Raw genomic sequence first — 22,676 nt, 5'->3', positions numbered from 1 at the left:
CTGCCTCATCGACGTGCAGGCCAGGAGACGTTGATGCTGGCATGGCGCGAAGCACCGGAGCAGCGCCTGACACCCGTTTCGCCGCCATCCTTCGCGAGGAAGATCTGGCGGCTGAATCGCGTTCCGCTCATGGGCTCAGAGCAATCCCCGCTCGGCAAAGGAATAAGGCTGACCGTCGCCGATGATGAAATGGTCGAGCACGCGGATGTCGACCAGTCCCAGCGCTTGTTTCAGCCGTTGCGTGAGCAGGCGGTCGGCCTCGCTGGGTTCGCAGATTCCGGAGGGATGGTTGTGGGCAAAAATCATGGCCGCGGCGTTATGGGCGAGCGCCTGCTTGACGACTTCCCGGGGGTAGACTGAAGCCCCGTCGATGGTGCCGCGGAACAGCTCCTCCGCGTGGATTACCCGGTGCTGGTTGTCCAGGAACAGTCCGACGAACACCTCATAAGGCCTACCCTTCAGCCAGTTGGACAGGTAGTGCCGGGTCAGCTCGGGGCTGGTCAGTGCATTTTCCCGCTTCAGGCACTCTTCGAAATGGCGTCGCGCCAGTTCGAGCACGGCTTGAAGCTGCGTGTATTTCGCGGTACCCAGCCCGGCCGATTTCACGAAGCGCGGGTGGTCCGCCTTGAGCAGGGCGGACAGCGAGCCGAACTCCTGCAGCAGGTCGCGCGCAAGATCGACCGCGCTCTTGCCGGCGATGCCGGTTCGCAGAAAAATGGCCAGCAATTCGGCATCGGACAATGCGGCCGGGCCGAGTTTCAGCAACCGTTCGCGCGGGCGTTCGTCGGCGGGCCAGTCGGTGATGGGCATGATGGTAACCTCCTTCCGTGTCGGGTCGTGTCAAGCATAGAAGGGCTGGACTAAACTTGCCATAATGTCGCCCCGAATCGACCCTTCCTCGAAATTTCCGTCCTTGGCTGATCTCCATCACAAGCGCATTCTCCTCGGCGTGACCGGTGGCATCGCGGCTTATAAGGCCGCAGAGATCACCCGCCGCCTGCGTCAGGCCGGCGCAGAGGTGCGGGTGGTGATGACGCCGGCGGCCTGCCGGTTCGTCCAGCCTTTGACTTTCGAAGCCCTCTCCGGGCATCCGGTCGCCCATGACATGTTCGTGCCCGGCGCCGAGTCGGCGATGGGGCACATCCAGCTGTCCCGCTGGGCGGACGCCATCCTCGTGGCGCCGGCATCGGCGGATTTCATGGCCCGGATCAGCCTAGGGCTGGCCGACGACTTGCTGGCCACCCTGTGCCTGGCCGCGGAAGTACCGCTGTTTCTGGCGCCAGCGATGAACCGTGCGATGTGGCTGCATCCGGCCACCCACTCCCATGCCGCCACCTTGGCCGGGCGGGGAGTCGTCCTGTGGGGGCCGGACGAAGGCGATCAAGCTTGCGGCGAGACGGGGCCGGGCCGGCTGCGGGAGCCGGCCCGGCTCGTCCTCGACCTTGCCGATGCGCTGGCGGCGAAGGGACTGCTTTCGGGCCTCAGGGTGTTGATCAGCGCCGGTCCGACTCGCGAGCCCATCGATCCCGTGCGTTTCATCGGCAACCGCAGTTCCGGAAAAATGGGCTATGCCTTGGCCGCCGCGGCGCGGAATGCCGGCGCGGACGTCACCCTGGTCAGCGGACCGGTCGCACTCGATGCGCCGGCCGGGGTGGAAACCGTGAGGGTGGAGACCGCCGCGGAGATGCACGCGGCGGTCATGGCCCGGACCGGCGGGGTGGACATCTACATCGGCACCGCCGCCGTGGCGGATTACACGCCGGCGCGGGTGGCGGATGCCAAGATCAAGAAACACGGCGAGCAGTTGGAGCTGACCCTGCACCGGACTCCGGACATTCTTCAGGCCGTCGCGGCCTTGCCGGACAAACCCTTCATCGTGGGGTTCGCCGCCGAAACCGGTGAGGTCGAAACCTACGCCCGCGCCAAGCTGGAAGCCAAGGGCGCCGATCTGGTGGCCGCCAATGAGGTCGGCAGCGGGGCGCCGGGCGGTTTCGAGCGGGACGAAAATGCGTTGTTCGTGTGCTGGCGGGGCGGCGAGTGCCATTTGCCCCTGGCCGATAAGACCGAGATCGCCCGCCGACTGATTCGATTGATAGCAGAACGCTACTATGCCGACAATACAGATCAGGATCCTTGATCCCCGTCTTGGCAACGAGATCCCGTTGCCACACTATGCCACGCCGGGTGCCGCCGGCCTCGACCTCCGGGCCTGCCTCGATGCGCCGCTGATACTGCGGCCGGGCGAGACTCAGCTGATCCCAACCGGCTTCGCCATCCACATCGGCGACCCGGCCTGGGCGGCGGTGCTGTTGCCGCGATCGGGGCTCGGCCATAAGCACGGGATCGTGCTGGGCAACCTGGTGGGCCTGATCGACTCCGATTACCAGGGTCAGGTGCTGGTATCCTGCTGGAACCGTGGCTCGGAAGCCTTCGAAATCGCCGTGGGCGAGCGGATCGCCCAGATGGTGTTCGTGCCGGTGGCCCAAGTGGTATTCGAGCAGGTCGAAGCGTTCGCCGAAAGCCGGCGGGCCGAGGGCGGGTTCGGTCACACCGGCCGGCATTAGCCGTGCCATCACTGAGTCTCCGCCGGCTGCTCGGGGCCGTCGGCCTGATGTCGATGCTGGCGGTCGTCGTGACCGTGGCCGGGCTCGTCTGGGCCGAGCGGCATCGCATCGAAATTTCCGGCCAGCAGGCGATGGCTGCAGCAGCGGATGCTGCGGCCTTCAACGTGCGCGATCGTTTGGGCTGGTCCTTCCGCGCCCTGAGCGGCATGGCGGGCGACGCGCGGCTGGCCGAGGCGCTGGCCGCCGGTGATCCTGCCGGGATCGCGGCGGAGGAGGGCAGGCTTACCGGTTCTCTGCCCGGCTCGCTCCTCGTTCGTCTGATACCGAATCACAGTGAGGTGCTGGATACCGCCCGCCTGCCGGCCATGGGATACGCCGATCTCGAAGCGGTCCGCGATGCCCGGCGTGGCCAGTCCCTGCCGGCTATGCACGCCGCCAACAGCCCGAATGTCCACATTGCGCTCGCCGTTCCGCTTGCCGAAGGGCAGGGGGTGTTGCTGGCCAGTCTGTCGCCAGACCTCCTGCTCGATGCCATGCGTTCGGTTCCCATGCCCTTCGGCGCCGCACTGGAACTCAGGCAGGGCGAGCTTCCGCTGGTTTTTACCGGCGATCAGGCCCGGCGGAGGGAGCCGCCGGACGGAGAGGCGTCGGTGCTCGGCAGCCACAGCTGGCGGATCGCCTACTGGCGGCCGCCGCCGGACCAGTCTCCTCTGTGGTGGATTTTTGCGGCCGGTGGACCGGCGCTGTTGCTGATCCTGGCAGTGCTGCGCTGGGCGGATTTCGCGCTGGCGCAGGCGATGAAGCACGACACGGCGCTGGTGCTGGCTCAGGTTTCAGCGGGGAAGTCGGGAATATCCCGCGTGGCCGGTCGCGCGCGGCTGCTGGAAATGCAGTGCCTGCTCGAAGGACTGAGGGCATCAGGCACACCGGCGTCGGAGGAAATCGAGGCGCGGCCGCGCGCGTCAGAAGCCGTCCTTTTGCGCCGGTCGGCGCTCACCGATGATCAGAACGAGGAGAAGACTCACATGAAAATCCAGCCAATTCCGGCCGTTGCTTCCACCCTGTTCCGGGCCTACGACATCCGCGGGATTGTCGGCGACACGCTGACACCGGACGCGGCCCAGGCGATAGGCCGGGCCATCGGCAGCGAGGCGATCCACCGTGGCGAACGGCAGGTCGTCGTCGCCCGCGACGGGCGATTGAGCAGTCCCGCGCTGTGCGCCGCTCTGGCGGAGGGGCTGCGCGGCGCCGGCTGCCAGGTCACCGACCTGGGGCTGGCGCCCACGCCTGTGCTGTACTTCGGCACCCAGGTGCTGGCGGGCCGGTCCGGCGTCATGGTGACCGGCAGCCACAACCCCGCGAATTACAACGGCTTCAAGATCGTGCTGGGGGGGCAGACCCTGGCCGGTGAAGATATCCAGGTGCTCCGGCGTCGCATCGAATCAAGGGATTTTCATAGCGGGGAAGGACGGATCGAGCGCCGCGATCTGTTGCCCGATTACCACCGGCGCATCGTGGAAGACGTCCAGGTCGGCAGGCCGTTCAAGGTCGTGGTCGATTGCGGCAACGGCGTGGCGGCCGTGGTGGCGCCGCAGATCCTCCGGGCCTTGGATTGCGAGGTGGTCGAATTGTTCTGCACGGTCGACGGCAATTTCCCCAATCATCACCCCGATCCGAGCAAGCCGGAAAATCTGGCGGTGCTGATCGAAACGGTGCAGCGGGAAGGCGCGGATCTTGGTGTGGCTTTCGATGGGGACGGCGACCGCCTGGGGGTGGTCGACTCGGCCGGCAACATCATCTGGCCGGACCGGCAGATGATGTTGTTCGCCTCCGACGTGCTGTCCCGCGAGCCGGGCGCTGACATCATCTACGACGTCAAATGCACCCGTCATCTGGGCGGTCATATCCTGCGTCACGGTGGCCGCCCGCTGATGTGGAAGACCGGCCATTCCCTGATCAAGGCCAAGATGAAGGAAACCGGCGCCATGCTGGCGGGGGAGATGAGCGGTCACTTCTTCTTCAAGGAGCGTTGGTACGGTTTCGACGACGGCATCTATGCCTGCGCCCGGATGGTGGAGATTCTGTCTGCCGATCCCCGCCCAACCGCCGACGTGTTCGCGGAGCTGCCGGACAGTGTGAACACGCCCGAACTCGGCGTGCGGTTGCAGGAGGGAGAGAACCTTGCCTTTGTGGAAAAAATGCGCGAACTGGCCGATTTCGACGATGGCCGCATCACCGACATCGACGGCCTGCGGGTCGATTTCGCCGACGGTTGGGGGCTAGTGCGTGCCTCCAATACCACGCCTTCCCTGGTGATCCGCTTCGAAGCCGACACCGCCGAAGGGCTGGCCCGAATCCAACAGCGCTTCCGATCGCTGCTGCTGAAGGTGCGGCCCGGGCTCGAACTGCCTTTCTAGACACGTTGACGCCTTGATTTGCCCATGAAACAACAAGAACCCCTAGAAACCTCCTTCGCCAATCGGATCGCCCATGTCCTGACCGAAGCCTTGCCGTATATCCGGCGCTTCAAGGGCAAGACCATCGTCGTCAAATACGGCGGCAATGCCATGATCGACGAGCGCCTGAAGAACAGCTTCGCCCGCGATGTCGTGCTGCTGAAGCTGGTCGGCATCAACCCGGTAGTGGTGCACGGCGGGGGGCCGCAGATCGGCAATCTGTTGCAGCGTCTGGGGAAAACCAGTGAATTCGTGCAAGGTATGCGGGTCACCGACGCCGAAACCATGGACGTGGTGGAAATGGTGCTGGGTGGCCTGGTCAATAAGGAAATCGTCAACCTCATCAACCGCCAGGGCGGTGCCGCCGTGGGCTTGAGCGGCAAAGACGGCGACCTGATCCGGGCGCGCAAGATCAGCATGTCCCAGCTGCAGTCCACCGCCCCGGAAATCATCGATCTCGGCCATGTCGGTGAAGTCGCCAGCATCGATCCGGCGGTGGTGGATATGCTGGTCCACAGCGACTTCATCCCGGTGATCGCTCCCATCGGCGTCGGCGAAGACGGTTGTTCCTACAACATTAATGCCGATTTGGTCGCCGGCAAGATGGCCGAAGTGCTCAAGGCGGAGAAGCTGATCCTCCTGACCAACACCCAGGGTATCCTGGCCAAGGACGGGACTCTTCTGACCGGCCTGTCGCTCAGGGAGGTCGATGCCCTGATCGAGGACGGTACCATCAGCGGTGGCATGATTCCCAAGGTCCGCTGTGCAATGGATGCGCTTCGCGGCGGCGTCAATAGCGCCCATATCATCGACGGCCGCGTCGACCACGCCGTGCTGCTGGAGCTGTTCACCGACCAGGGCATCGGCACCTTGCTGGTGCGGCGTTGAGCGGCGGCCTTCGACGTCGGTGCAGACCAGCCCGCCGGCGCCGCAGCGCCGCATCCGGGCAGGCCATGCGCCGCGGCCTACGTAGAACTACTTAGGTAGCGGCTCGTATTGGCGCCGGGATGGTGTCGGGGTTAAAAGCGATAAAGAGGACTGACGGCTGATGCCGCGGCTCGTCGGGCCCAAGGTCAGTCCCCCCGGCAGACATACAGGAGAAACCGAAGATGAACGGTGTGAAGATTGATCGGGTCCTGGTGGGTGAGGCTCTGGTCGGCGAGGGCAACGAACTGGCGCATATCGATCTCATTATGGGACCACGCGGCAGTGCCGCGGAAGTTGCATTCTGCACCGCCCTCACCAATCAGAAGCGCGGTGACAACGCCCTGCTCGCTCTGGTTGCGCCCAATCTGATGGCGAAGCCCGCCACCGTCATGTTCAACAAGGTGGAAATCAAGAACGAAAAGCAAGCGACTCAAATGTTCGGGCCGGCGGAGCGCGGTGTTGCCAAGGCAGTGGTGGATTCGGTCAAGGAAGGTGTCATCCCGAAGGCCGAGGCCGACCAGGTATTCATTTGCGTGGGCGTGTTCATCCATTGGGACGCCAAGGACAACGCCAAAATCCAGGACTGGAACTACCAGGCGACCAAGCTGGCGATCGCCCGGGCGGTGGAAGGCAAGCCGGGCATCGACGAGGTCATCGCGCAGGAGGACGTCGTTCACCATCCCCTTGCGGCCCATGACTGACGAAGGGTCGCCATGAAGCGCATCTATTTCCTGGTCCCGTCCGTGGAGTTGGCGCGCAAGATCGTCGATGAACTGCTTCTTGCTCGGATCGAAGAGCGGCACATTCACATTCTGGCCAGGGCTGGAACGCCCTTGGGCAATCTTCCCGAAGCCTCCTTGTTTCAAAAGAGCGACTTCATCCCCGCGACGGAGCGCGGCTTGGCCATCGGGGGTATCACCGGTACCCTGGCAGGACTGATCGCAGTCGCCCTGCCGACCGGTATGGTACTCGGCGGTGGAGCGGTGCTTGCCATCGCTTTGGCCGGTGCCGGCATCGGCTCCTGGCTGTCCGGCATGATAGGACTGGACGTCGAGAATTCCCGGCTCAAGAATTATCAAAGCGCGGTAGAAAAAGGTGAGCTTCTGCTCATGGTGGACGTGCCGCGCGAGCAGGTGGAAGAGATTCATCAACGGGTTCAGAAACATCATCCGGAAGCCGAATTCGAGGGCACCGAGCCGACGATTCCGGCATTCCCCTGAAACGGCTGGCCGGCATTCCGGCGGCAAGGAGGACATATGAAGAAAGTGACATCGGTCATGCCTGTCGGGCTGGTAGTGTGCGTGGGGGCGTTGGTGGGCTCCATGGCTCAGGCGGCATCCCGTTCCGGCGACTGCTGGGTGGACATTTACAGGGGGCCGGACTATACAGGGGCCAAGGTCAGAGTGTTCGGGCCGGTGGAGATGGCAAGCCTGAAGGATCTCGAGGGTGCCGACTGGAACGACGTGATCGAAAGTCTGGAGGTTGGTCCGGCGGCGGAGGTGAGTGTCTACGGGAACGAAAACTTCGCTCTTCCCTCCGGACCGGTTTACCATGAACAGGAAATCCGGAGCTGGGGCGGCAAGGACGAGAATTATCGCAGCCAGGTTGCGACTTTTACCGCCGGGCACAAGGTGCATCACCTCGGTGAGTACGGTCTCCATGACCAGGTCAGCGCCCTGAAGGTCCGCTGCACGAATTAGCCTCTCCAGTCTGTCGAAGACATGAACACCAGACCTATCGCTCCTGCCGATTGGGTCGGGTTCTGCGAGGCGTTCAGCCGGCAGCACCGCGGGTGGTTGGTGACAACCAGTATCAGGGACAAACCGGCGGCAGCGGAGCGTGATGTGGCCGAGGTCGCGGAGGAGCGTTGCATCGTGCGCGACGTGCGATTCCGGAGCTTGTGCTTCGAGCCGAAGGACGGCAGCCTGTCGCTGTTACTGGGGGAAGGAGCGTTGCAGATCACTCAATCGATCGCGGAAGTGGCGGCGATCGGTGTGCTGGAGGCCGGGGAAGGCATCCATGCGGGCCTGCGTATCGACAGCGCCGGCCATGGCGCGATGATACTGAGGTTCCGCGCGCCGGCTTCGCCGGATAGCCTCGATGGACTTTTTGCACCTTGGTTCTGACTTTTTTCGGCTGCGGAGGAAGGAGACCGGCCATGCACAGCTACAAATACCTGGTCGTCGGCGGCGGAATGACGGCGGATGCGGCGATCCGGGGCATCCGCGAGCTCGATCCGCAGGGCTCGATCGGTCTCATTGGCGCGGAACCGCATTTTCCCTATAAGCGTCCCCTGCTGTCCAAGGGGCTCTGGCTCGGCAAGTCCTTCGACCAACTGTGGTATGGCACCGAAACCTGTGGGGTCAGTGCATTTCTGGGTCGGACTGTGACCCAAGTCGACCTGGCCGGAAAATCTGTGGCCGACGACGAAGGCACGGTTTACCGGTTCGAGAAGCTGCTGCTGGCGACCGGCGGCCGGCCGCGTCGATTCTCGTTCGGAAGCGAGGATATCCTGTATTTCCGTACCATCGACGATTATCTCCGGCTGCGAACACTGACCGAGAAGCGGCGGAAGTTCGCCATCATCGGTGGCGGCTTCATCGGTTCGGAGATTGCGGCCGCCCTGGCGTCGATCGGCAAGGATGTCGTGATGATCTTCCCGGAAGCATGCATTGGCGGCCGAGTGTTTCCGGCTGACCTTTGCCAGTTTCTCAATGACTATTACCGGGACCAGGGTGTCGAGCTACTGAGCGGCCGGGCGGTCACCGGTCTGGTTCGGGAGGGCGATGAGATCCGGCTTGCGCTCGGGGAGACCGGTGAAGAAGTCCTCGTGGTGGACGGCGTCGTCGCCGGCATCGGGATCGAGCCCGAGACTCGGCTAGCCGAAGCGGCCGGGCTCCCAGTGGAGCATGGCATCATCGTGAACGAATTTCTGCAGACGGGCCACGCCGACGTCTATGCCGCCGGCGATGTTGCGTCTTTTTACAGCCCGGTGCTGGGGCGCCGGATGCACGTGGAGCACGAGGACAACGCCCGCACCATGGGACGGCTGGCCGGGCGCAACATGGCCGGTGAGGCGACACCCTACCGGCATCTTCCCTATTTTTATTCCGATCTGTTCGACCTCGGCTACGAAGCAGTAGGGGAGCTGGATTCGAGGCTGGAGACCGTGGAAGACTGGTCCGAGCCTTATCACAAAGGGGTGGTCTACTACCTGGATCAGGGGCGGGTGCGTGGCGTACTGCTATGGAACGTCTGGGATCGGGTGGAGGCCGCTCGTGCCCTGATTGAGGAGCCCGGCCCTTGGGGGCCGGGAGAACTGGCCGGAAGGCTGTGACAAGGAGGAAGCGAGGAGGAAATTTTTTCTGACCCTGAAGAGGTGAGCTATCATGGCAGCAACCGTATTATCGCGACCCATCAAACCCGTTTCCTGCGAGGAGCCGGAGACCGTGCCGCCGCCGCCCGATCCCGACATGATGCATGCGCTGATCGCGGAGGCAGCGTATTTGCGGGCCGAAAAGCGCGGTTTCGTAGGAGGCAGCGAGCTGGAAGACTGGCTGGAGGCCGAGAAGGAAGTGCTGGCGATGCAGGAGAAGCTTTCGATTCCGACACCCGACTGAGGGCTTAATCGGTTTCGAGCAGGAGAGCTATCCGCACCAGGTCAGCCAGAGTTTCGGCGTGCATTTTCCTCATCACGTTGGCACGGTAGATTTCGACGGTACGATGGCTGATGCCGAGGGATTTGGCTGTGTCTTTGGCCGAATAGCCCTTGACGGTGCAATGCAGCACCTCCTTCTCCCGCTTGCTGAGGCGGGCATACTGCGATGCGGCTTCCGCCTGTCGACGCCTGTGTTCGCAGGTCCTCAAGTCCAGCGCAATGGCTTGCTTGAGGCGGCTCAAGAGGCACGTATTTTCCAACGGCTTTTCGATGAAATCGAAAGCCCCGCTCCGGAAGGCCTCCGCCACAGCCGGTACGTCGCTGTTCCCGCTGATGAAAATAAACGGTAGACGTATACCTTTTTCTCTCAATGCAGTTTGCAGTTCCAGGCCCGAGATGCCGGAAAGCTGCGGGTCCAGGACGATGCAGCCCCGGGTGTCGGACGTGCAGTAATCCAGAAAGTCCTGCCCGGTGGCGAAGCAACGCGCCGGCAGACCTTCGGATTCGACCAGGATTTTCAGTGCATCGCGCACCGTCGCATGGTCATCGACGATATGGACCAGGACTTCCATCCTGCCGTCGTGCAAAGAGCTGTTGCGGATGTTCGGGCGGGTAGACATAGACAGCGCTCCATGAGGGTCGGCAATGATCGATCGGCCTGCCGCATAGGAAAAATACTCCGCCTTCCGGCAATTTTCCAGCATGGCTCAAAGGGAAGTGGGCGGATGCCCAGGGAAGCGGTAGATGCCCGCTTCGGTGACTGCGGCATCGAGCGGGACGTCCCAGGGTTGGGCCTCCAGCCGCTCGACCTTCTGGCCTTCGAAAGCGAGGCCGATCAGGCGTGGGGCGGCGGGGGTGGGTTTATCGAGGCGGAATGCGAAGGTGCGGTCGTAGTATCCGCCGCCCATGCCAAGGCGGTGACCTCGCGGATCGAACGCCACCAGGGGCACGAACACGAGATCGAGCTCCTTGGCGTCAGTGACCGTCTCGCCGTCGATAGGGGGTTCGGGAATGCCGTAGCGGTTGGGATGCAATGCCGCCGGGCCGGCACAGGGGCCGAACCAGAGCATGCCTTGCCGCAGAATCGGGAGGAAAGCGGTGCGGCCGCGCTCGCGGAGATACTTGAACAGCGCCGTCGTATCGACTTCGCCATCATTGGGCAAATAGGCTGCTATCCGGGCAGCGCTGTCGAGCCAGCCCGAGCCGATGCAATGGCCGGCTATCAATAGGCTGTTACGGTGGACATCGGCAGGAGACTGGGCACGTCGCCACTCACGGATGCGGGTCCGGATATCGGCAGGCGTGGTCATGGAAGTCGGGCAGTCAAGAGTATTCCCCGTTTGCGCCGTAGCATGCTTTCGCCCTTGAACCAAACGGTTCAGGTGGGACCAGAGGATGCCGAATCAGGCTTTCCGCCCGGAGCGGACTTGCGCACATCGAACACCCGGAAGTCCCGGGGTTTTAGATTAGGCTCAAAGAGTAACCCAGCATGCTTCGAGCGTTACAGGGAATACTGGCGGCTATCTTACCCGAATAAATGGCGCAGGTGAGAGACTTGACGCGCCAGAAAAAGCTCGTTCTCACTCGTGCCAGCCGCCGCCCGGGCCGAGTGAACTCAATGCCTGCTGACTGGCGAGGCTCTGGTTCAACAGACGGATTTCATGCTGGGCCTGGATCAGTTCGTGGGCGATGTTCAGGGCCGCCATGATCGCGATGCGCTCGCTGCCGATCACCCGGCCGGTTTCGCGGATCTTGCGCATTCTCTCATCGAGGAAACGGGCGGCGATCAGCAGATCGTGCTGCTCATCTTCGGCGCAGCCGATGGGATATTCCTTGCCGAGAAGCTGCACTTTGATGGGGCGATGTTCGCTCATGGCGGGTATTTCCTGGAGCTGGGGAGAAATTTGAAGGTTGCGGGAAAACCGGCCGGCCTTGGGTACCGGCCTTGGCCCAAGGGATGGTAGCATAATGAAACATTCACAAGTTCGACAAGTCACCTCCATGCACGAGAGCCCCTCCTACGACGAGATGCAGGCGATATTCGTCAATCATCACGTTCCTGCCAGCGCCGCCGAAGCCCACGGCACGTTGGCAGGACTGTTGTGCGTCGATGGACGGCTCGATTGCGGGCAGTGGCTGAGTACCCTGTTCGGCGAGAACCAGGAGGGGCTGGATGCGGATGAGCGGGCGTTCTGCGAAACCTTGTGCAAACGGACGCGCGAGCAGCTGGACGCTTTCGACTTCAGCTTCGAACTGTGCCTGCCGGACGATGACCATCCGATGCCCGACCGCGCCCGTGCCCTCGGTGAATGGTGCCAGGGATTCCTCTACGGTCTGGGCTACAAGCTCGGCGGCAGCGACTGGCCCGGTGAATGCACCGAGGTGCTCGACGATATCCTCCAGTTATCCCGTCTCGACGCGGAGCATGCGGATGAAACCGACGAAGAGGCCTATGCCGAGCTGACCGAATTCGTGCGGGCCGGGGTCCAACTCGTCCGCAGCGAGTTCGAACAGAATGCCTCGCCCCAGCTTCACTGAAGCGCCCGATGTTGCCTTTGTCCGAATTCCAACAGCGCCGCAGCCGTCTGCTCAAGCGCATGAAAAAACGGAGTGTTGCCCTGATCGCTGGCGCGCCCGCTGCGGTGCGCAACCGGGACGTGGAGTTCCCGTACCGCCAGGACAGCGATTTCGCCTATCTCACCGGCTTTGCCGAGCCCGAGTCGCTTGCGGTATTCGTTCCGGGCCGAAAAGAGGGCGAATTCGTGCTGTTCTGCCGTGAATTCGACGCCAAGATGGCGGTCTGGGTGGGGCGCAGCGCTGGGCTGGAGGGCGCCCGCGAGGTGTTCGGAGCGGACGAAGCCTATCCGATCGCCGAGCTCGACGCAGTACTGCCGGGCCTTTTGGAAAACCACGAAACGGTATATTACCCGATCGGGCATCAGTCCGAATTCGACGCCCAGGTGATGCGGGCGATCAACCACATCCGCAGCCGGGCGCGCAGCGGCGTCGGCGTGCCGGAGCAGTTCGTCTCCCTCGACAAGCTCCTGCACGAGCTGCGGCTGTTCAAGTCGGAGCACGAGATTGGCCTGATGCGGCGGGCCGCCGCGGTGTCCGCCGAGGCACACAAGCGGGCCATGCGGGTTTGCCGCCCCGGCATGTACGAATACGAGATCGAGGCGGAAATCCTGCACGAATTCACCCGTCACGGCATGCGCTCACCCGCCTATCCGAGCATCGTTGCAGGCGGCAACAATGCCTGCACGCTGCACTACACCGCCAACGATGCGGTGCTGCGTGACGGCGATCTGTTGCTGATTGACGCCGGTGCCGAGCACGACCATTACGCCGCCGATATCACCCGGACCTTCCCGGTCAACGGCCGCTTCAACGAAGCCCAGTGCGTCCTGTACGAACTGGTGCTGGAGGCGCAGTTGGCGGCGATAGCCCAGGTCGGGCCGGGCAAGCGCTGGAATGATCCGCACGATGCTGCCGTGCGAGTGCTGACCCGGGGTCTCGTCGACCTCGGGTTGCTGAAAGGCAGGCCGGCCAAGCTCATCAAGAGTGAAGCCTACAAGAAGTTCTACATGCACCGGACCGGCCACTGGCTCGGCATGGACGTCCACGATGTGGGCGACTACAAGACCGGCGGCAACTGGCGCAGGTTGGAGCCGGGTATGGTGCTCACCGTCGAGCCGGGGCTCTACGTGCCGGCGGACTGCGAGGATGCCGATCCGCGGTTCCGGGGCATCGGCATCCGCATCGAAGACGATGTCCTGGTGACCGAAACCGGATGCGAAATCCTGACTTCCGGCGTGCCCAAGACGGTCGCCGAGATCGAGGCACTGATGCGGCCATGATGACTTCCGATTACGACGTCCTCATCATCGGCGGCGGCCTGGCCGGCGGCAGCCTCGCTTTGGCCTTGGCCGGTTCGCCACTCAAGGTGGCCGTGGTGGAGAGCAGTACGGAATCCGAACGTCAGGCGGCGCCAGCCGGCGCGCGTGCCCTGGCGCTGGCCCGGGGCACTGTCCGCATTCTGGAGGCATTGGGCGTTTGGGCCGCGGTCGAGCCGAAAGCCACACCGATTCGCGACATCCATGTCTCGGACCGTGGTCATTTCGGCAAGACCCGACTCAGCGCCGAACGGGAAGGCGTCGCCGCCTTGGGGTATGTGGTCACGGCGCGCGATGTCGAGGATGCGGTGGCTGGGGCCCTGCAGGCGGGGACGGTCGAGTTGATTCAGCCCTCCCGCCTGATCGGATTGCGGGCCGGGCCGGACTCGGTTCACGTCAGTTTGAGGCGCGGCGAAGAAACCCTGATGCTGTCCGCTCGTCTCGTCGCCGGCGCCGACGGAAGTGATTCCACCGTCCGCCGGCTGCTGGAAATTCCCCAGATCGTCCGCGAATACAGACAGACGGCCCTGGTGTTCGAAGTCACCACCGAACTCGACCACCGAAATGTCGCCTACGAGCGCTTCACTTCGTCGGGTCCGTTGGCCGTGCTCCCGCTCGGGCGGCGGCGCTGCTCCGTGGTATGGACGCTGACACCGTCCGATGCCGAGGAACTGCGTGCGGTGCCCGAAGCAGAATTCTTGGCCCGCTTGCAGGATGCCTTCGGCTACTGGCTGGGGAAACTGGGTCCGGTCGGTCCGCGCCAAAGTTTTCCGCTCAAGCTGATCCGCGCCGATCGCATGGCCGACGAGCGGGTGGTGCTGATCGGCAATGCCATGCACCAACTCCATCCGGTGGCGGGGCAGGGTTTCAACCTGGGGTTGCGCGATGCCGCCCAGCTCGCCGAGCGCCTGATCGTGAAACAGGGGTTTGGTGAGGACATTGGCGAGCCGGCCTTCCTCCACAGCTATGCCGAGGCACGTCAGCGCGACCTCAGTAGCACTGTCGCCTTCACCGACAGCCTGATCCGGCTGTTTTCCACCGATTTCCCACCGCTCGCGCTGGTCCGCAGTATCGGTCTGTTCGCGCTCGATTGCCTGCCTCCGGCCAAGCACCTGCTGGCCCGCCACGCCATGGGGTTGGCCGAGCGTCTGCCCCGCTTCTGCTGATTCCTCCCGTTTTTCCCTGTTTGGAAAAAGGGTTGACCCGGCTCCGCTTTGCCGGTATTAAAGAAGAGGGCGCTCGGCGCCCGATTTGCTTTTGTCAATCCAGACACATGAGATGGGTTGTTTCCTCGGGGTGACGGCTCGCCGCTTGCGAACGGCTTCCATGCGAGGCCCATCTTCCAACCAGAACAGGGATAAGGAGTGGCTGCATGCGAATTGGAATACCGAAGGAAACCTTTCCCGGGGAGCGCCGGGTAGCGACCACACCGGAGGTGGCCGAGAAAATAATGAAACTTGGATTCGAGGTCGCGGTCGAATCGGGCGCCGGGGACGCGGCGAATTTCTCCGATGACGCCTTCAGGGAGGCCAGCGTTGCCGTGGTCGAAAACGCCGCCGATCTTTGGGCGGGTTCCGACATCGTCCTCAAAGTGCGCGCGCCTTCATTGGCCGAAGTCGAACTGATGAAGGAAGGCGGCTGCCTGATCAGTTTCATCTGGCCGGCCCAGAATCCGGAGCTGATGGACAGGCTCGCCGCCACGGGTGGAACCGTGCTGGCCATGGACAGTGTGCCGCGGATATCCCGGGCGCAGAAACTCGACGCCTTGAGCTCCATGGCGAACATCGCCGGCTACCGTGCGGTGATCGAAGCGGCCCATCATTTCGGCCGCTTTTTTTGTGGCCAAGTGACGGCGGCCGGCAAGGTGCCACCGGCCAAGGTCTTCGTCATCGGCGCCGGCGTGGCGGGTTTGGCCGCGATCGGGGCCGCCAGCGGGCTGGGCGCCATCGTCCGGGCGACCGATACCCGGCCGGAAGTGAAAGACCAGGTCAAATCCATGGGTGCCGAGTTCGTCGAGGTGGACTACCAGGAAGAGGGCACCGGCGTCGGCGGTTACGCCAAGGTGATGAGTGAAGGTTATCAGAAGGCCCAGGCCGAGATGATCGCCCGCCAGGCCATGGACGTCGATGTCATCATCACCACCGCCCTGATTCCCGGCAAACCCGCGCCCAAGCTGATCACCGCCGGTATGGTCAAGTCCATGAAACCCGGCAGCGTGATCGTCGACATGGCGGCCGAGCAGGGCGGCAACTGCGAGCTGACCGTCCCCGGCGAGGTCGTCGTGCGCCACGACGTCACCATCATCGGCTACACCGACCTACCCAGCCGGCTGGCCCGCCAGTCCAGCACGCTTTATGCCACCAACCTGCTGCATCTGCTCGAAGAGCTGTGCCCGCAGAAGGACGGTACCATCGTGGTGGACATGGAGGACGAAGTGATCCGCGGTACCACCGTGATCAAAGACGGGACCATCACCTGGCCGCCCCCGCCGCCCAAGATCAGCGCGGTGGCACCGCAGATGGCCACGGCCGCGCCGCCGGTCGTGGTCGAAAAAAAGCCGCTGCTGCCGGCTTGGGCCCGAACCGGCCTGGGTATCGGTATCGGTGCATTGATCTTCTATCTGATCGGGGCCAATGCCCCGGCCACCTTCATGGAACATTTCACCGTCTTCGTACTCGCCTGCTTCGTCGGCTACATGGTGATCTGGAATGTAACACCGGCGTTGCATACCCCCCTGATGAGTGTCACCAATGCCATCTCCAGCATCATCGCGATTGGCGCCCTGATCCAGATTTCCTCGCCCGGTACGCTGATCCTGACGCTGGCGGGGCTGGCCATCGTCCTGACGACGGTCAACATGGCGGGTGGCTTCTGGGTGACCCAGCGCATGCTGCGCATGTTCAGAAAATAATACGGACGGGAGAAGATCATGTCTGAAGGTTTGGTTACGGTCGCCTACCTCGGCGCGACCATCCTGTTCATCCTCAGCCTGGGCGGCCTGAGCCATCCGGAAACCGCGCGGCGGGGCAATTTCTACGGCATCGCCGGTATGGCCATCGCCATTCTGGCGACGCTGCTGGGCCCCAAGGTCACGAGCTATGTGCCAATCCTGATCGCCATGCTGGTCGGCGGCAGTATCGGCGTGTTCGCGGCGATCAAGGTCAAGATGACCGAGATGCCTGAGCTGGTGGCTCTGATGCACAGCCTGGTCGGGCTGGCTGCGGTGCTGGTCGGTTTTGCCAACTACTTCGACCCGAGCGCGCACTTCAGCGGCGTCGAGAAGACCATCCACGAATCGGAAATCTACATCGGGATCCTGATCGGCGCCGTCACTTTTTCCGGATCGGTCATCGCCTTCGGCAAGCTGTCGGGCAAGATCACCGGCAAACCGGTGCTGATACCGGGACGCCACTGGTTCAATCTCGGACTGTTGATCGCCGTCATCTTGGTCGGCAAACAGTTTCTCGACGCCGATTCGAGTGCCGCCGGCATCGTGCCCTTGAGTATCATGACCGGGATCGCACTGCTGTTCGGCATCCACATGGTCATGGCGATCGGCGGCGCCGACATGCCCGTGGTGGTGTCCATGCTCAACAGCTATTCCGGCTGGGCCGCATCGGCCACGGGTTTCATGCTGTCGAACGATCTCCTGATCGTCACCGGGGCGCTGGTGGGCTCATCCGGTGCGATCCTGTCTTACATCATGTGCCGCGCCATGAATCGCCACTTCCTGTCGGTCATCGCCGGCGGCTTCGGCACCGAGGGCGGCACCGCCGCTGCGGGTATGAAGCCGGAGGGCGAGGTGCAGCCGATCAGTGCCGAGGAAACTGCGGAGCTGTTGCGCAGCGCCCGCAGCGTGATCCTGGTGCCCGGCTACGGTATGGCGGTGGCGCAGGCCCAGCATACCGTGTATGAAATCACCAAGTATCTGCGGGACAAAGGCGTCAACGTGCGTTTCGCCATCCATCCGGTGGCGGGCCGGATGCCCGGACACATGAACGTGTTGCTGGCCGAAGCCAAGGTGCCTTACGACATCGTGCTGGAAATGGATGAGATCAACGATGACTTCCCGAAAACCGATGTGGCCATGGTCATCGGCGCCAACGACATCGTCAATCCCGCTGCCCAGGAAGACCCCAACAGCCCCATCGCCGGCATGCCGGTGCTGGAGGTCTGGAAGGCGGGCACTTCCATCGTCATGAAGCGTTCTATGGCATCCGGCTATGCCGGCGTCGACAACCCGTTGTTCTACAAGGAGAACAACCGGATGCTGTTCGGCGACGCCAAAAAAATGCTGGACGAAGTCCTGAAGCACCTGAAAGGATGAGCGGAAATCCGCGGGGCGGGAATTCCCGTCCGGCGCTGCTGACGAAGAGGGTCATCGTGTGAACGCCAGTCTCTACGAACGTGATTTTTTCGGCTGGACTCTGCAACAGTCCGAACTGCTCAAAGCCGGCCGGTTCTCTGAACTGGATACCGAGCATCTGTGCGAGGAGATCGAGGCCATGGGTCGGAGTGCGCGGCTGCAACTGACCCGGCGCCTGGAGGTGCTGCTGACGCATCTACTGAAATGGGTGCACCAGCCCGAATTTCACGGGCCGCGCTGGCAGGCAGCCATCCTCGACCAGCGCAGGCGGCTCGCCAAGCTGATCGATGCCAACCCGAGCCTGAAGCCCGCCCTCCACGTCTGTTTTCTCGAGACCTACGACAACGCCCGTTTCAGCGCCATGATGGAAACGGGACTGACATTGGAAGCCTTCCCGGCACAGCCGCCTTTCGACCTCGGGGAGGTGCTGGATCCGGATTATCTGCCTGAATGAGTTTGCTGGCAGGGGGCTGCGATCGTGGTTGCTATGTGATGGGTACGGCATTCAGGAGCTATGGTCGGCGGCGTTGGGTTTTCCTCGGACCGTTCGATATCATGTCAGCGATCGTAAGCGCCAAGAGTGCCGGAAGGCTGATTCTCAAAAAATATCCGGAAATCGCCATGTTCAAGAAAGTCCTGCAGGTTGTTGCGCTGCTCTGCCTTTCAGTTTCACTGTCGCTACTGCCCGGGGTGGCCCGCGCGGCGGAGCCGGATGGGGTTTATTCGCCGAGCGGCCCTATGGTGCTGAAATTAAAAGTGCCCGGCATCATCCATATGTCCGTCAGCAGCCCGAATGTGGGCGTTCTGGGAGGGCTGCTCGGGTTGGCCTTCGAATTCGACTCGCCGGCGGGTAGCCAAAACAACTTCGTGATGACGATCAACAATCCGCTTGACAGCAGCACTCCCATTCGACTGCATGGGACCTGGTCCATGCTTAATTCGTCCAAATTTGCGGTCGATATGAATTTCCAGGAACTGATCGCTTTGGTCGAGCAGCTTGGAGGCACGGTGACGATTACCGGCAATTCTTTCAATGGCAAGGTGCTGGCCAGTGGCAATATCAAAGGTGCTTACGGTTTGGGGGTACGGATTGCTGTCAAGGGCGTGACCATAAAACTCGAAATGTCCGGATCCTATATCGGAAAACCCGTTGTGATGACCGGTTATCAAATGGGTGATGCGGCTGGGTTTGCGGGACGCGCGGTGGGATCTTCCAAGGCCATTACCCTGGAGCAATTCATGATCGATCTGGTGGAGAAAGTTCGCCAGCAGTCGAGCCATTAGTAATAATCAAAGAGCACCGGTGGCAATGGCGGTCTGATCCGCACCTGCGGTTGCGGATCAGTCTACCCCTGTTTCCTTGTCTTTATATCCCGTCAATCGTGATAAAAAACGGCATCATTCCACGGTCTTGCCAGCGATCCGTTGCTTGTCGTTTTCGATGCGGTACGGGGTTGTGTTCCTTGGTCGATCAGTTCAGCAAACTCAACGAATCCTGCCAGATTCGGCGGACCGGAAGACCCGAGACCGCCCGGAGGGTAGGTCGGCTGAATATCGGCATCACCAGCAACAAGCATCCGCCGCCTTCGGGCGATGGCAGGAAAATGCTCGAATGCCTCAGTTTTTTGAAATCTCCAGGAAACGCACATGAAACGCCGGACTTCGCTTTTGTTCCTGGTCTGTTTAGGTGTAGCGGTCGGTGGTTGCGGAGCGGATCGCTCCCGGAATCTCCTCGGTGGCGTGGAGGTTCGCAACGAAAAGCTTGGCCCAGTCAAACCCGGCGAAGGGCCGAGGATGGTGTATGTCGCCGATTTCGCGCTGGATGCCGAAAACATCCAGGGTGATCCCGGCGTCAGGGGATTGCTGCCGGGCCCGTCGCAATCCTCGCGCCAGGGGTTACTGGGCGGGCTCGGTCAGCGCATGGTGAATCCCTTCGGTGCTAAAACTCCCGACGAGCGGGCCCGGGAAATCGTCGACACCATGGCGGCCGCGTTGGTGAATGGCCTGTCGGACAAGGGGTTCCCGGCGCGGCGCATCGCTTCCACCGGCGGAGCATTACCGCGCGAGGGCTGGCTGGTGCAAGGCATGTTCACCGAAGTCGACGAAGGCAGCCGGCTCAAGCGCGCCGTGATCGGTTTCGGCGCCGGGGCGACCTCCATGGACGTGCAGGTCGGCGTGAGCGATCTCGCCGCCAAGGATCCGCGTCAGCACTTCATCGTGTTCGGCGCGGTGAAGGATCCTTCCAAGATGCCGGGCGCGGTCGTGACCATGAACCCCTACGTCGCCGCCGCCAAGTTCGTGATGGAGAAAAATGCGACCAGCAAGGACATCGAAAAGACCGCGGAACAGATCGTAGACGAAATCCTGAAATACCGGCAGAAGTTCGAATACGAGGCGGGGAGCAAGCAGGGCGCGCGCTGAAAACGCCGGCGCTGCCCGTCAGTTGAATCCGCAGGTGCCAGCGCCGCAGCAGGGGGCGCCGCTCTGACAGGGGGGCGCTTCCGGATTCTTGAGGGCGCCGGCGCGCACGACGCCGCCACCGGTGATCAGCTTCTTGACCGGCGTGTCGGGTGGGGTATTGCCCGCCGACAGCCCGGCGCGCTCACACACTTCGCCCCAGGTTGTCAGGCGTTCGTTCATCGGATGGCTCACTTCCACGACCCGGTCGTTCGCTTCACAAAAATAGTCGTATTTCGGCACGGCGTTTTCCTTCCTGCATTCCACGAATGCGGCATTTATAGGGGCAGACACCGGAAAACTCAATCCGTCCGCGCCCGCTCCGGCGTATCATCTGTTCATCGTGATGGAGTGGCTGAAATGAACACCAAGACTGACGGATTCCGCCTTTCGCCGGGCGATGCTTTGATCGTGGTCCACGTACAGAACGACTTTCTGCCGGGCGGTAGCCTCGCCGTCCCAGGTGGGGACGAGGTGATTCCGGTCCTGAATCAATACATCGCACGCTTCGTCCAGGAAGGATTGCCCGTCATCGCCACGCGCGACTGGCATCCGCCGGACCATTGCTCGTTCCACGCCCAGGGCGGGCCCTGGCCTCCGCATTGCGTGGCCGGTAGCCGGGGGGCGGAATTCGCGTCCGGGCTCGCCCTGCCCGAGGACGTTCCCATCGTATCCCAGGCGACATGGCCGGATAAGGAGGCCTATTCCAGTTTTGAAGGCACGGATCTGGCGTACCTTCTGCAGGAAATCGGCGTTCGCCGTTTGTTCATCGGCGGTCTGGCGACCGACTACTGCGTGTTGCACACCGTGCTTGACGCCCGGCGCTTGGGCTTCGAAGTCGTCGTTCTCGAAGATGCCGTGCGTGCCGTGGACGTGGAGCCGGAAGACGGCCGCCGCGCGTTGGCTCGGATGAGGGAGGAAGGTGCAGTATTTGCCGGATGCAAGGATTTCGCATGAGTCTGCCGATCGACAGCGTCCTGCTCACCGACTTCTATCAGTTGACCATGCTGCAGGGCTATCATGCCCAACGCATGAACGGGACTGCGGTGTTCGAATTCTTCGTGCGCAAATTTCCCGGCGGAGCCGAGCCCAAGCGCAACTTCCTGGTCGCGGCCGGGCTGGAACAGGCACTGGATTTCCTGGAAGGCATGCGGTTTCGGCCCGAAGAGATCGAGTGGCTGCGCACCACCGGACGGTTCGCACCGGATTTCCTCGACGCCCTGGCCGAGCTGCGCTTCACGGGCGACGTCGATGCCATGGCGGAAGGCACGGTGTGCTTTCCCGGCGAACCGATATTGCGGGTGACGGCGCCACTTCCCCAGGCGCAGCTGGCCGAAACCCGGCTGATCAACCTGCTGCATTTCCAGACCCTCATCGCATCTAAAGCGGCGCGAATGACCTTGGCCGCGCCGCGCAAACTGCTCATCGATTTCGGCCTGCGCCGCGCCCACGGCGCCGAGGCAGGACTCCTGGCAGCCCGCGCCGCCTGTCTCGCCGGCTTCGCCGGCACCTCTGACGTGCTCGCCGGCCGGCTTTGGGGCATCCCGTTGTATGGCACCATGGCCCATTCCTTCGTTCAGGCCCATGACGACGAGCTCACCGCCTTCGAGCATTTCGCCCTGGCACAGCCGGACAATCTGGTGCTGCTGATCGACACCTACGACACCGAAGCCGGGGCGGAAAAGCTCATCCCCCTGGCCGAACGCTTGGCGGCCAAAGGAATCCGCATCCAAGGCGTGCGCCTGGACAGCGGCGACTTGGCCGAGCACGCCCGCCGGGTCCGGAATATCCTCGATCGGGGCGGCCTCGGCCATGTCAGCATCTTCGCCAGCGGCAGCCTCGACGAATACCTGCTGGCCAGGCACACCGAGGAAGCCGTGCCGATCGATGGCTACGGCATCGGCACCCGCATGGATACCTCGTCCGATGCACCTTATCTCGACTGCGCCTACAAACTCCAGGAATACGCCGGCATTCCCCGGCGCAAGCGCTCGGAAGGCAAGGCGACCTGGCCCGGCCGGAAACAGGTTTACCGTTATTACGACGGAGAGGGGAAATTGCAGAGGGACAGCCTGACGTTAGTGGACGACGCGCAGCCGGGGGAGCCCCTGCTGCGTCCGGTGATGCGCAATGGCCGCCGGCTCGCAGCGAGCCCATCGCTGCAAACGCTCAGAACCCGTGCGCTCGAGCAGCTCGGTCGCCTGCCGGAAGCGTTACGCCGGCTGGCACCGGCGCCGGCTTATCCAGTCGAAATCGCCGGGCGATTGAAGAGCTTGGTGCAGGTGATGGATGGCCATAACTGACGGGGCCGCTGGAAACCTGATCATGTCGAACAGGCAGGGGCCCGAAGTGAAA

General features: G+C 62.9%; 26 protein-coding genes and 1 other RNA gene. 20 read left to right on the top strand and 7 right to left on the bottom strand.

The window, feature by feature from the left end:
- Nucleotides 1–135: 135 nt before the first annotated feature.
- Nucleotides 136–810, bottom strand: coding sequence for a RadC family protein (gene radC, locus N4J17_RS03335; protein WP_198322975.1), 675 nt, complete (start codon nucleotides 808–810; stop codon nucleotides 136–138).
- Nucleotides 811–874: 64 nt separating this feature from the next.
- On the opposite strand from radC, the gene coaBC reads away from it, so the two are divergent.
- From coaBC to N4J17_RS03285, 10 genes are all read left to right on the top strand, one after another.
- Entirely contained in the window at nucleotides 875–2,137 is a 1,263-nt protein-coding gene (gene coaBC, locus N4J17_RS03330) for a bifunctional phosphopantothenoylcysteine decarboxylase/phosphopantothenate--cysteine ligase CoaBC (RefSeq protein ID WP_198322976.1), read from the top strand.
- Nucleotides 2,109–2,564: a dUTP diphosphatase gene (dut, locus tag N4J17_RS03325; RefSeq protein WP_198322977.1), complete on the top strand. Its 456-nt coding sequence runs from the start codon at nucleotides 2,109–2,111 to the stop codon at nucleotides 2,562–2,564. The genes coaBC and dut overlap by 29 nt, the downstream gene beginning before the upstream one ends.
- A gap of 2 nt (nucleotides 2,565–2,566) precedes the next feature.
- The gene (locus N4J17_RS03320; RefSeq protein WP_277458349.1) at nucleotides 2,567–4,981 is read left to right on the top strand and encodes a phosphomannomutase/phosphoglucomutase; all 2,415 of its coding nucleotides are present in this window, start codon (nucleotides 2,567–2,569) and stop codon (nucleotides 4,979–4,981) included.
- 24 nt (nucleotides 4,982–5,005) lie between these two features.
- The gene (gene argB, locus N4J17_RS03315) at nucleotides 5,006–5,908 is read left to right on the top strand and encodes an acetylglutamate kinase (protein ID WP_198322978.1); all 903 of its coding nucleotides are present in this window, start codon (nucleotides 5,006–5,008) and stop codon (nucleotides 5,906–5,908) included.
- 221 nt (nucleotides 5,909–6,129) lie between these two features.
- A complete protein-coding gene (gene fae, locus N4J17_RS03310; protein ID WP_198322979.1) occupies nucleotides 6,130–6,648 on the top strand; it encodes a formaldehyde-activating enzyme in 519 nt (172 codons plus the stop codon).
- A 12-nt stretch (nucleotides 6,649–6,660) separates the two neighbouring features.
- Nucleotides 6,661–7,167, top strand: a complete 507-nt coding sequence (locus N4J17_RS03305; RefSeq protein ID WP_198322980.1) for a DUF1269 domain-containing protein — start codon at nucleotides 6,661–6,663, stop codon at nucleotides 7,165–7,167.
- A gap of 36 nt (nucleotides 7,168–7,203) precedes the next feature.
- A complete protein-coding gene (locus N4J17_RS03300; RefSeq protein WP_198322981.1) occupies nucleotides 7,204–7,647 on the top strand; it encodes a hypothetical protein in 444 nt (147 codons plus the stop codon).
- 21 nt (nucleotides 7,648–7,668) lie between these two features.
- Nucleotides 7,669–8,073 carry a hypothetical protein gene (locus N4J17_RS03295; RefSeq protein ID WP_198322982.1) on the top strand — a complete coding sequence of 135 codons (405 nt, stop codon included), beginning with the start codon at nucleotides 7,669–7,671 and terminating at the stop codon, nucleotides 8,071–8,073.
- Between the two features lie 32 nt (nucleotides 8,074–8,105).
- The gene (locus N4J17_RS03290) at nucleotides 8,106–9,284 is read left to right on the top strand and encodes an NAD(P)/FAD-dependent oxidoreductase (protein WP_198322983.1); all 1,179 of its coding nucleotides are present in this window, start codon (nucleotides 8,106–8,108) and stop codon (nucleotides 9,282–9,284) included.
- Between the two features lie 52 nt (nucleotides 9,285–9,336).
- A complete protein-coding gene (locus tag N4J17_RS03285) occupies nucleotides 9,337–9,567 on the top strand; it encodes a DUF2934 domain-containing protein (protein ID WP_198322984.1) in 231 nt (76 codons plus the stop codon).
- A 4-nt stretch (nucleotides 9,568–9,571) separates the two neighbouring features.
- On the opposite strand, the gene N4J17_RS03280 is transcribed toward N4J17_RS03285, so the two are convergent.
- The 4 genes from N4J17_RS03280 to N4J17_RS03265 all read right to left on the bottom strand — a co-directional run bounded on the left by N4J17_RS03280 (nucleotide 9,572) and on the right by N4J17_RS03265 (nucleotide 11,479).
- A complete protein-coding gene (locus N4J17_RS03280; protein ID WP_198322985.1) occupies nucleotides 9,572–10,225 on the bottom strand; it encodes a response regulator transcription factor in 654 nt (217 codons plus the stop codon).
- 87 nt (nucleotides 10,226–10,312) lie between these two features.
- Nucleotides 10,313–10,915, bottom strand: a complete 603-nt coding sequence (locus N4J17_RS03275) for a 5-formyltetrahydrofolate cyclo-ligase (RefSeq protein WP_198322986.1) — start codon at nucleotides 10,913–10,915, stop codon at nucleotides 10,313–10,315.
- 19 nt (nucleotides 10,916–10,934) lie between these two features.
- Nucleotides 10,935–11,118, bottom strand: a non-coding RNA gene (gene ssrS / locus N4J17_RS03270) — 6S RNA.
- Between the two features lie 67 nt (nucleotides 11,119–11,185).
- On the bottom strand, nucleotides 11,186–11,479 hold the full coding sequence (locus N4J17_RS03265) for a cell division protein ZapA (RefSeq protein WP_198322987.1): 294 nt from the start codon (nucleotides 11,477–11,479) through the stop codon (nucleotides 11,186–11,188).
- A 94-nt stretch (nucleotides 11,480–11,573) separates the two neighbouring features.
- Between N4J17_RS03265 and N4J17_RS03260 the strand changes: the two genes are divergently transcribed.
- The 7 genes from N4J17_RS03260 (at nucleotide 11,574) to N4J17_RS03230 (ending at nucleotide 19,148) form a co-directional block, all read left to right on the top strand.
- Entirely contained in the window at nucleotides 11,574–12,143 is a 570-nt protein-coding gene (locus N4J17_RS03260; RefSeq protein ID WP_338457632.1) for a UPF0149 family protein, read from the top strand.
- A gap of 8 nt (nucleotides 12,144–12,151) precedes the next feature.
- Nucleotides 12,152–13,462 carry a Xaa-Pro aminopeptidase gene (gene pepP, locus N4J17_RS03255; RefSeq protein WP_198322989.1) on the top strand — a complete coding sequence of 437 codons (1,311 nt, stop codon included), beginning with the start codon at nucleotides 12,152–12,154 and terminating at the stop codon, nucleotides 13,460–13,462.
- Complete coding sequence (ubiH, locus tag N4J17_RS03250; protein WP_198322990.1) at nucleotides 13,459–14,664, top strand: 2-octaprenyl-6-methoxyphenyl hydroxylase; 1,206 nt, start codon at nucleotides 13,459–13,461, stop codon at nucleotides 14,662–14,664. Before pepP ends, ubiH begins: the two co-directional genes overlap by 4 nt.
- A gap of 206 nt (nucleotides 14,665–14,870) precedes the next feature.
- Nucleotides 14,871–16,409, top strand: a complete 1,539-nt coding sequence (locus N4J17_RS03245) for a Re/Si-specific NAD(P)(+) transhydrogenase subunit alpha (RefSeq protein ID WP_198322991.1) — start codon at nucleotides 14,871–14,873, stop codon at nucleotides 16,407–16,409.
- 18 nt (nucleotides 16,410–16,427) lie between these two features.
- Nucleotides 16,428–17,825 (top strand): Re/Si-specific NAD(P)(+) transhydrogenase subunit beta, encoded by a 1,398-nt coding sequence (pntB, locus tag N4J17_RS03240; protein WP_198322992.1) that lies wholly within the window; start codon nucleotides 16,428–16,430, stop codon nucleotides 17,823–17,825.
- 58 nt (nucleotides 17,826–17,883) lie between these two features.
- On the top strand, nucleotides 17,884–18,318 hold the full coding sequence (locus N4J17_RS03235; RefSeq protein WP_198322993.1) for a DUF29 domain-containing protein: 435 nt from the start codon (nucleotides 17,884–17,886) through the stop codon (nucleotides 18,316–18,318).
- Nucleotides 18,315–19,148: a hypothetical protein gene (locus N4J17_RS03230; protein ID WP_198322994.1), complete on the top strand. Its 834-nt coding sequence runs from the start codon at nucleotides 18,315–18,317 to the stop codon at nucleotides 19,146–19,148. Before N4J17_RS03235 ends, N4J17_RS03230 begins: the two co-directional genes overlap by 4 nt.
- A gap of 92 nt (nucleotides 19,149–19,240) precedes the next feature.
- On the opposite strand, the gene N4J17_RS03225 is transcribed toward N4J17_RS03230, so the two are convergent.
- Entirely contained in the window at nucleotides 19,241–19,513 is a 273-nt protein-coding gene (locus tag N4J17_RS03225) for a hypothetical protein (RefSeq protein ID WP_198322995.1), read from the bottom strand.
- On the opposite strand from N4J17_RS03225, the gene N4J17_RS03220 reads away from it, so the two are divergent.
- Nucleotides 19,512–20,285 carry a DUF4410 domain-containing protein gene (locus N4J17_RS03220; RefSeq protein WP_198322996.1) on the top strand — a complete coding sequence of 258 codons (774 nt, stop codon included), beginning with the start codon at nucleotides 19,512–19,514 and terminating at the stop codon, nucleotides 20,283–20,285. The genes N4J17_RS03225 and N4J17_RS03220 overlap by 2 nt on opposite strands.
- An 18-nt stretch (nucleotides 20,286–20,303) precedes the next feature.
- Here N4J17_RS03220 and N4J17_RS03215 read toward each other — a convergent pair whose 3' ends face one another.
- On the bottom strand, nucleotides 20,304–20,615 hold the full coding sequence (locus N4J17_RS03215; RefSeq protein ID WP_232470466.1) for a zinc ribbon domain-containing protein: 312 nt from the start codon (nucleotides 20,613–20,615) through the stop codon (nucleotides 20,304–20,306).
- Between the two features lie 66 nt (nucleotides 20,616–20,681).
- Here N4J17_RS03215 and N4J17_RS03210 point away from each other — a divergent pair, with 66 nt between their 5' ends.
- Nucleotides 20,682–21,278, top strand: coding sequence for a nicotinamidase (locus N4J17_RS03210; RefSeq protein WP_198322997.1), 597 nt, complete (start codon nucleotides 20,682–20,684; stop codon nucleotides 21,276–21,278).
- The gene (locus tag N4J17_RS03205; RefSeq protein ID WP_198322998.1) at nucleotides 21,275–22,624 is read left to right on the top strand and encodes a nicotinate phosphoribosyltransferase; all 1,350 of its coding nucleotides are present in this window, start codon (nucleotides 21,275–21,277) and stop codon (nucleotides 22,622–22,624) included. The genes N4J17_RS03210 and N4J17_RS03205 overlap by 4 nt, the downstream gene beginning before the upstream one ends.
- Nucleotides 22,625–22,676 lie beyond the last annotated feature (52 nt).

Source organism: Methylococcus capsulatus, assembly GCF_036864975.1.
GTDB lineage: Bacteria > Pseudomonadota > Gammaproteobacteria > Methylococcales > Methylococcaceae > Methylococcus.
The sequence above is the reverse complement of the archived record's forward strand: the minus strand, read 5'-3'. Positions and strand labels throughout refer to the sequence as shown.

Excerpts from the sequence above, each read along its gene's own strand:
- radC (WP_198322975.1), bottom strand. The coding sequence starts at position 810 with ATGCCCATCACCGACTGGCCCGCCGACGAACGCCCGCGCGAACGGTTG.
- coaBC (WP_198322976.1), top strand. The coding sequence starts at position 875 with ATGTCGCCCCGAATCGACCCTTCCTCGAAATTTCCGTCCTTGGCTGAT.
- dut (WP_198322977.1), top strand. The coding sequence starts at position 2,109 with ATGCCGACAATACAGATCAGGATCCTTGATCCCCGTCTTGGCAACGAG.
- argB (WP_198322978.1), top strand. The coding sequence starts at position 5,006 with ATGAAACAACAAGAACCCCTAGAAACCTCCTTCGCCAATCGGATCGCC.
- fae (WP_198322979.1), top strand. The coding sequence starts at position 6,130 with ATGAACGGTGTGAAGATTGATCGGGTCCTGGTGGGTGAGGCTCTGGTC.
- N4J17_RS03305 (WP_198322980.1), top strand. The coding sequence starts at position 6,661 with ATGAAGCGCATCTATTTCCTGGTCCCGTCCGTGGAGTTGGCGCGCAAG.
- N4J17_RS03300 (WP_198322981.1), top strand. The coding sequence starts at position 7,204 with ATGAAGAAAGTGACATCGGTCATGCCTGTCGGGCTGGTAGTGTGCGTG.
- N4J17_RS03295 (WP_198322982.1), top strand. The coding sequence starts at position 7,669 with ATGAACACCAGACCTATCGCTCCTGCCGATTGGGTCGGGTTCTGCGAG.
- N4J17_RS03290 (WP_198322983.1), top strand. The coding sequence starts at position 8,106 with ATGCACAGCTACAAATACCTGGTCGTCGGCGGCGGAATGACGGCGGAT.
- N4J17_RS03285 (WP_198322984.1), top strand. The coding sequence starts at position 9,337 with ATGGCAGCAACCGTATTATCGCGACCCATCAAACCCGTTTCCTGCGAG.
- N4J17_RS03280 (WP_198322985.1), bottom strand. The coding sequence starts at position 10,225 with ATGTCTACCCGCCCGAACATCCGCAACAGCTCTTTGCACGACGGCAGG.
- N4J17_RS03275 (WP_198322986.1), bottom strand. The coding sequence starts at position 10,915 with ATGACCACGCCTGCCGATATCCGGACCCGCATCCGTGAGTGGCGACGT.
- N4J17_RS03265 (WP_198322987.1), bottom strand. The coding sequence starts at position 11,479 with ATGAGCGAACATCGCCCCATCAAAGTGCAGCTTCTCGGCAAGGAATAT.
- N4J17_RS03260 (WP_338457632.1), top strand. The coding sequence starts at position 11,574 with ATGAAACATTCACAAGTTCGACAAGTCACCTCCATGCACGAGAGCCCC.
- pepP (WP_198322989.1), top strand. The coding sequence starts at position 12,152 with ATGTTGCCTTTGTCCGAATTCCAACAGCGCCGCAGCCGTCTGCTCAAG.
- ubiH (WP_198322990.1), top strand. The coding sequence starts at position 13,459 with ATGATGACTTCCGATTACGACGTCCTCATCATCGGCGGCGGCCTGGCC.
- N4J17_RS03245 (WP_198322991.1), top strand. The coding sequence starts at position 14,871 with ATGCGAATTGGAATACCGAAGGAAACCTTTCCCGGGGAGCGCCGGGTA.
- pntB (WP_198322992.1), top strand. The coding sequence starts at position 16,428 with ATGTCTGAAGGTTTGGTTACGGTCGCCTACCTCGGCGCGACCATCCTG.
- N4J17_RS03230 (WP_198322994.1), top strand. The coding sequence starts at position 18,315 with ATGAGTTTGCTGGCAGGGGGCTGCGATCGTGGTTGCTATGTGATGGGT.
- N4J17_RS03220 (WP_198322996.1), top strand. The coding sequence starts at position 19,512 with ATGAAACGCCGGACTTCGCTTTTGTTCCTGGTCTGTTTAGGTGTAGCG.
- N4J17_RS03225 (WP_198322995.1), bottom strand. The coding sequence starts at position 19,513 with ATGTGCGTTTCCTGGAGATTTCAAAAAACTGAGGCATTCGAGCATTTT.
- N4J17_RS03210 (WP_198322997.1), top strand. The coding sequence starts at position 20,682 with ATGAACACCAAGACTGACGGATTCCGCCTTTCGCCGGGCGATGCTTTG.
- N4J17_RS03205 (WP_198322998.1), top strand. The coding sequence starts at position 21,275 with ATGAGTCTGCCGATCGACAGCGTCCTGCTCACCGACTTCTATCAGTTG.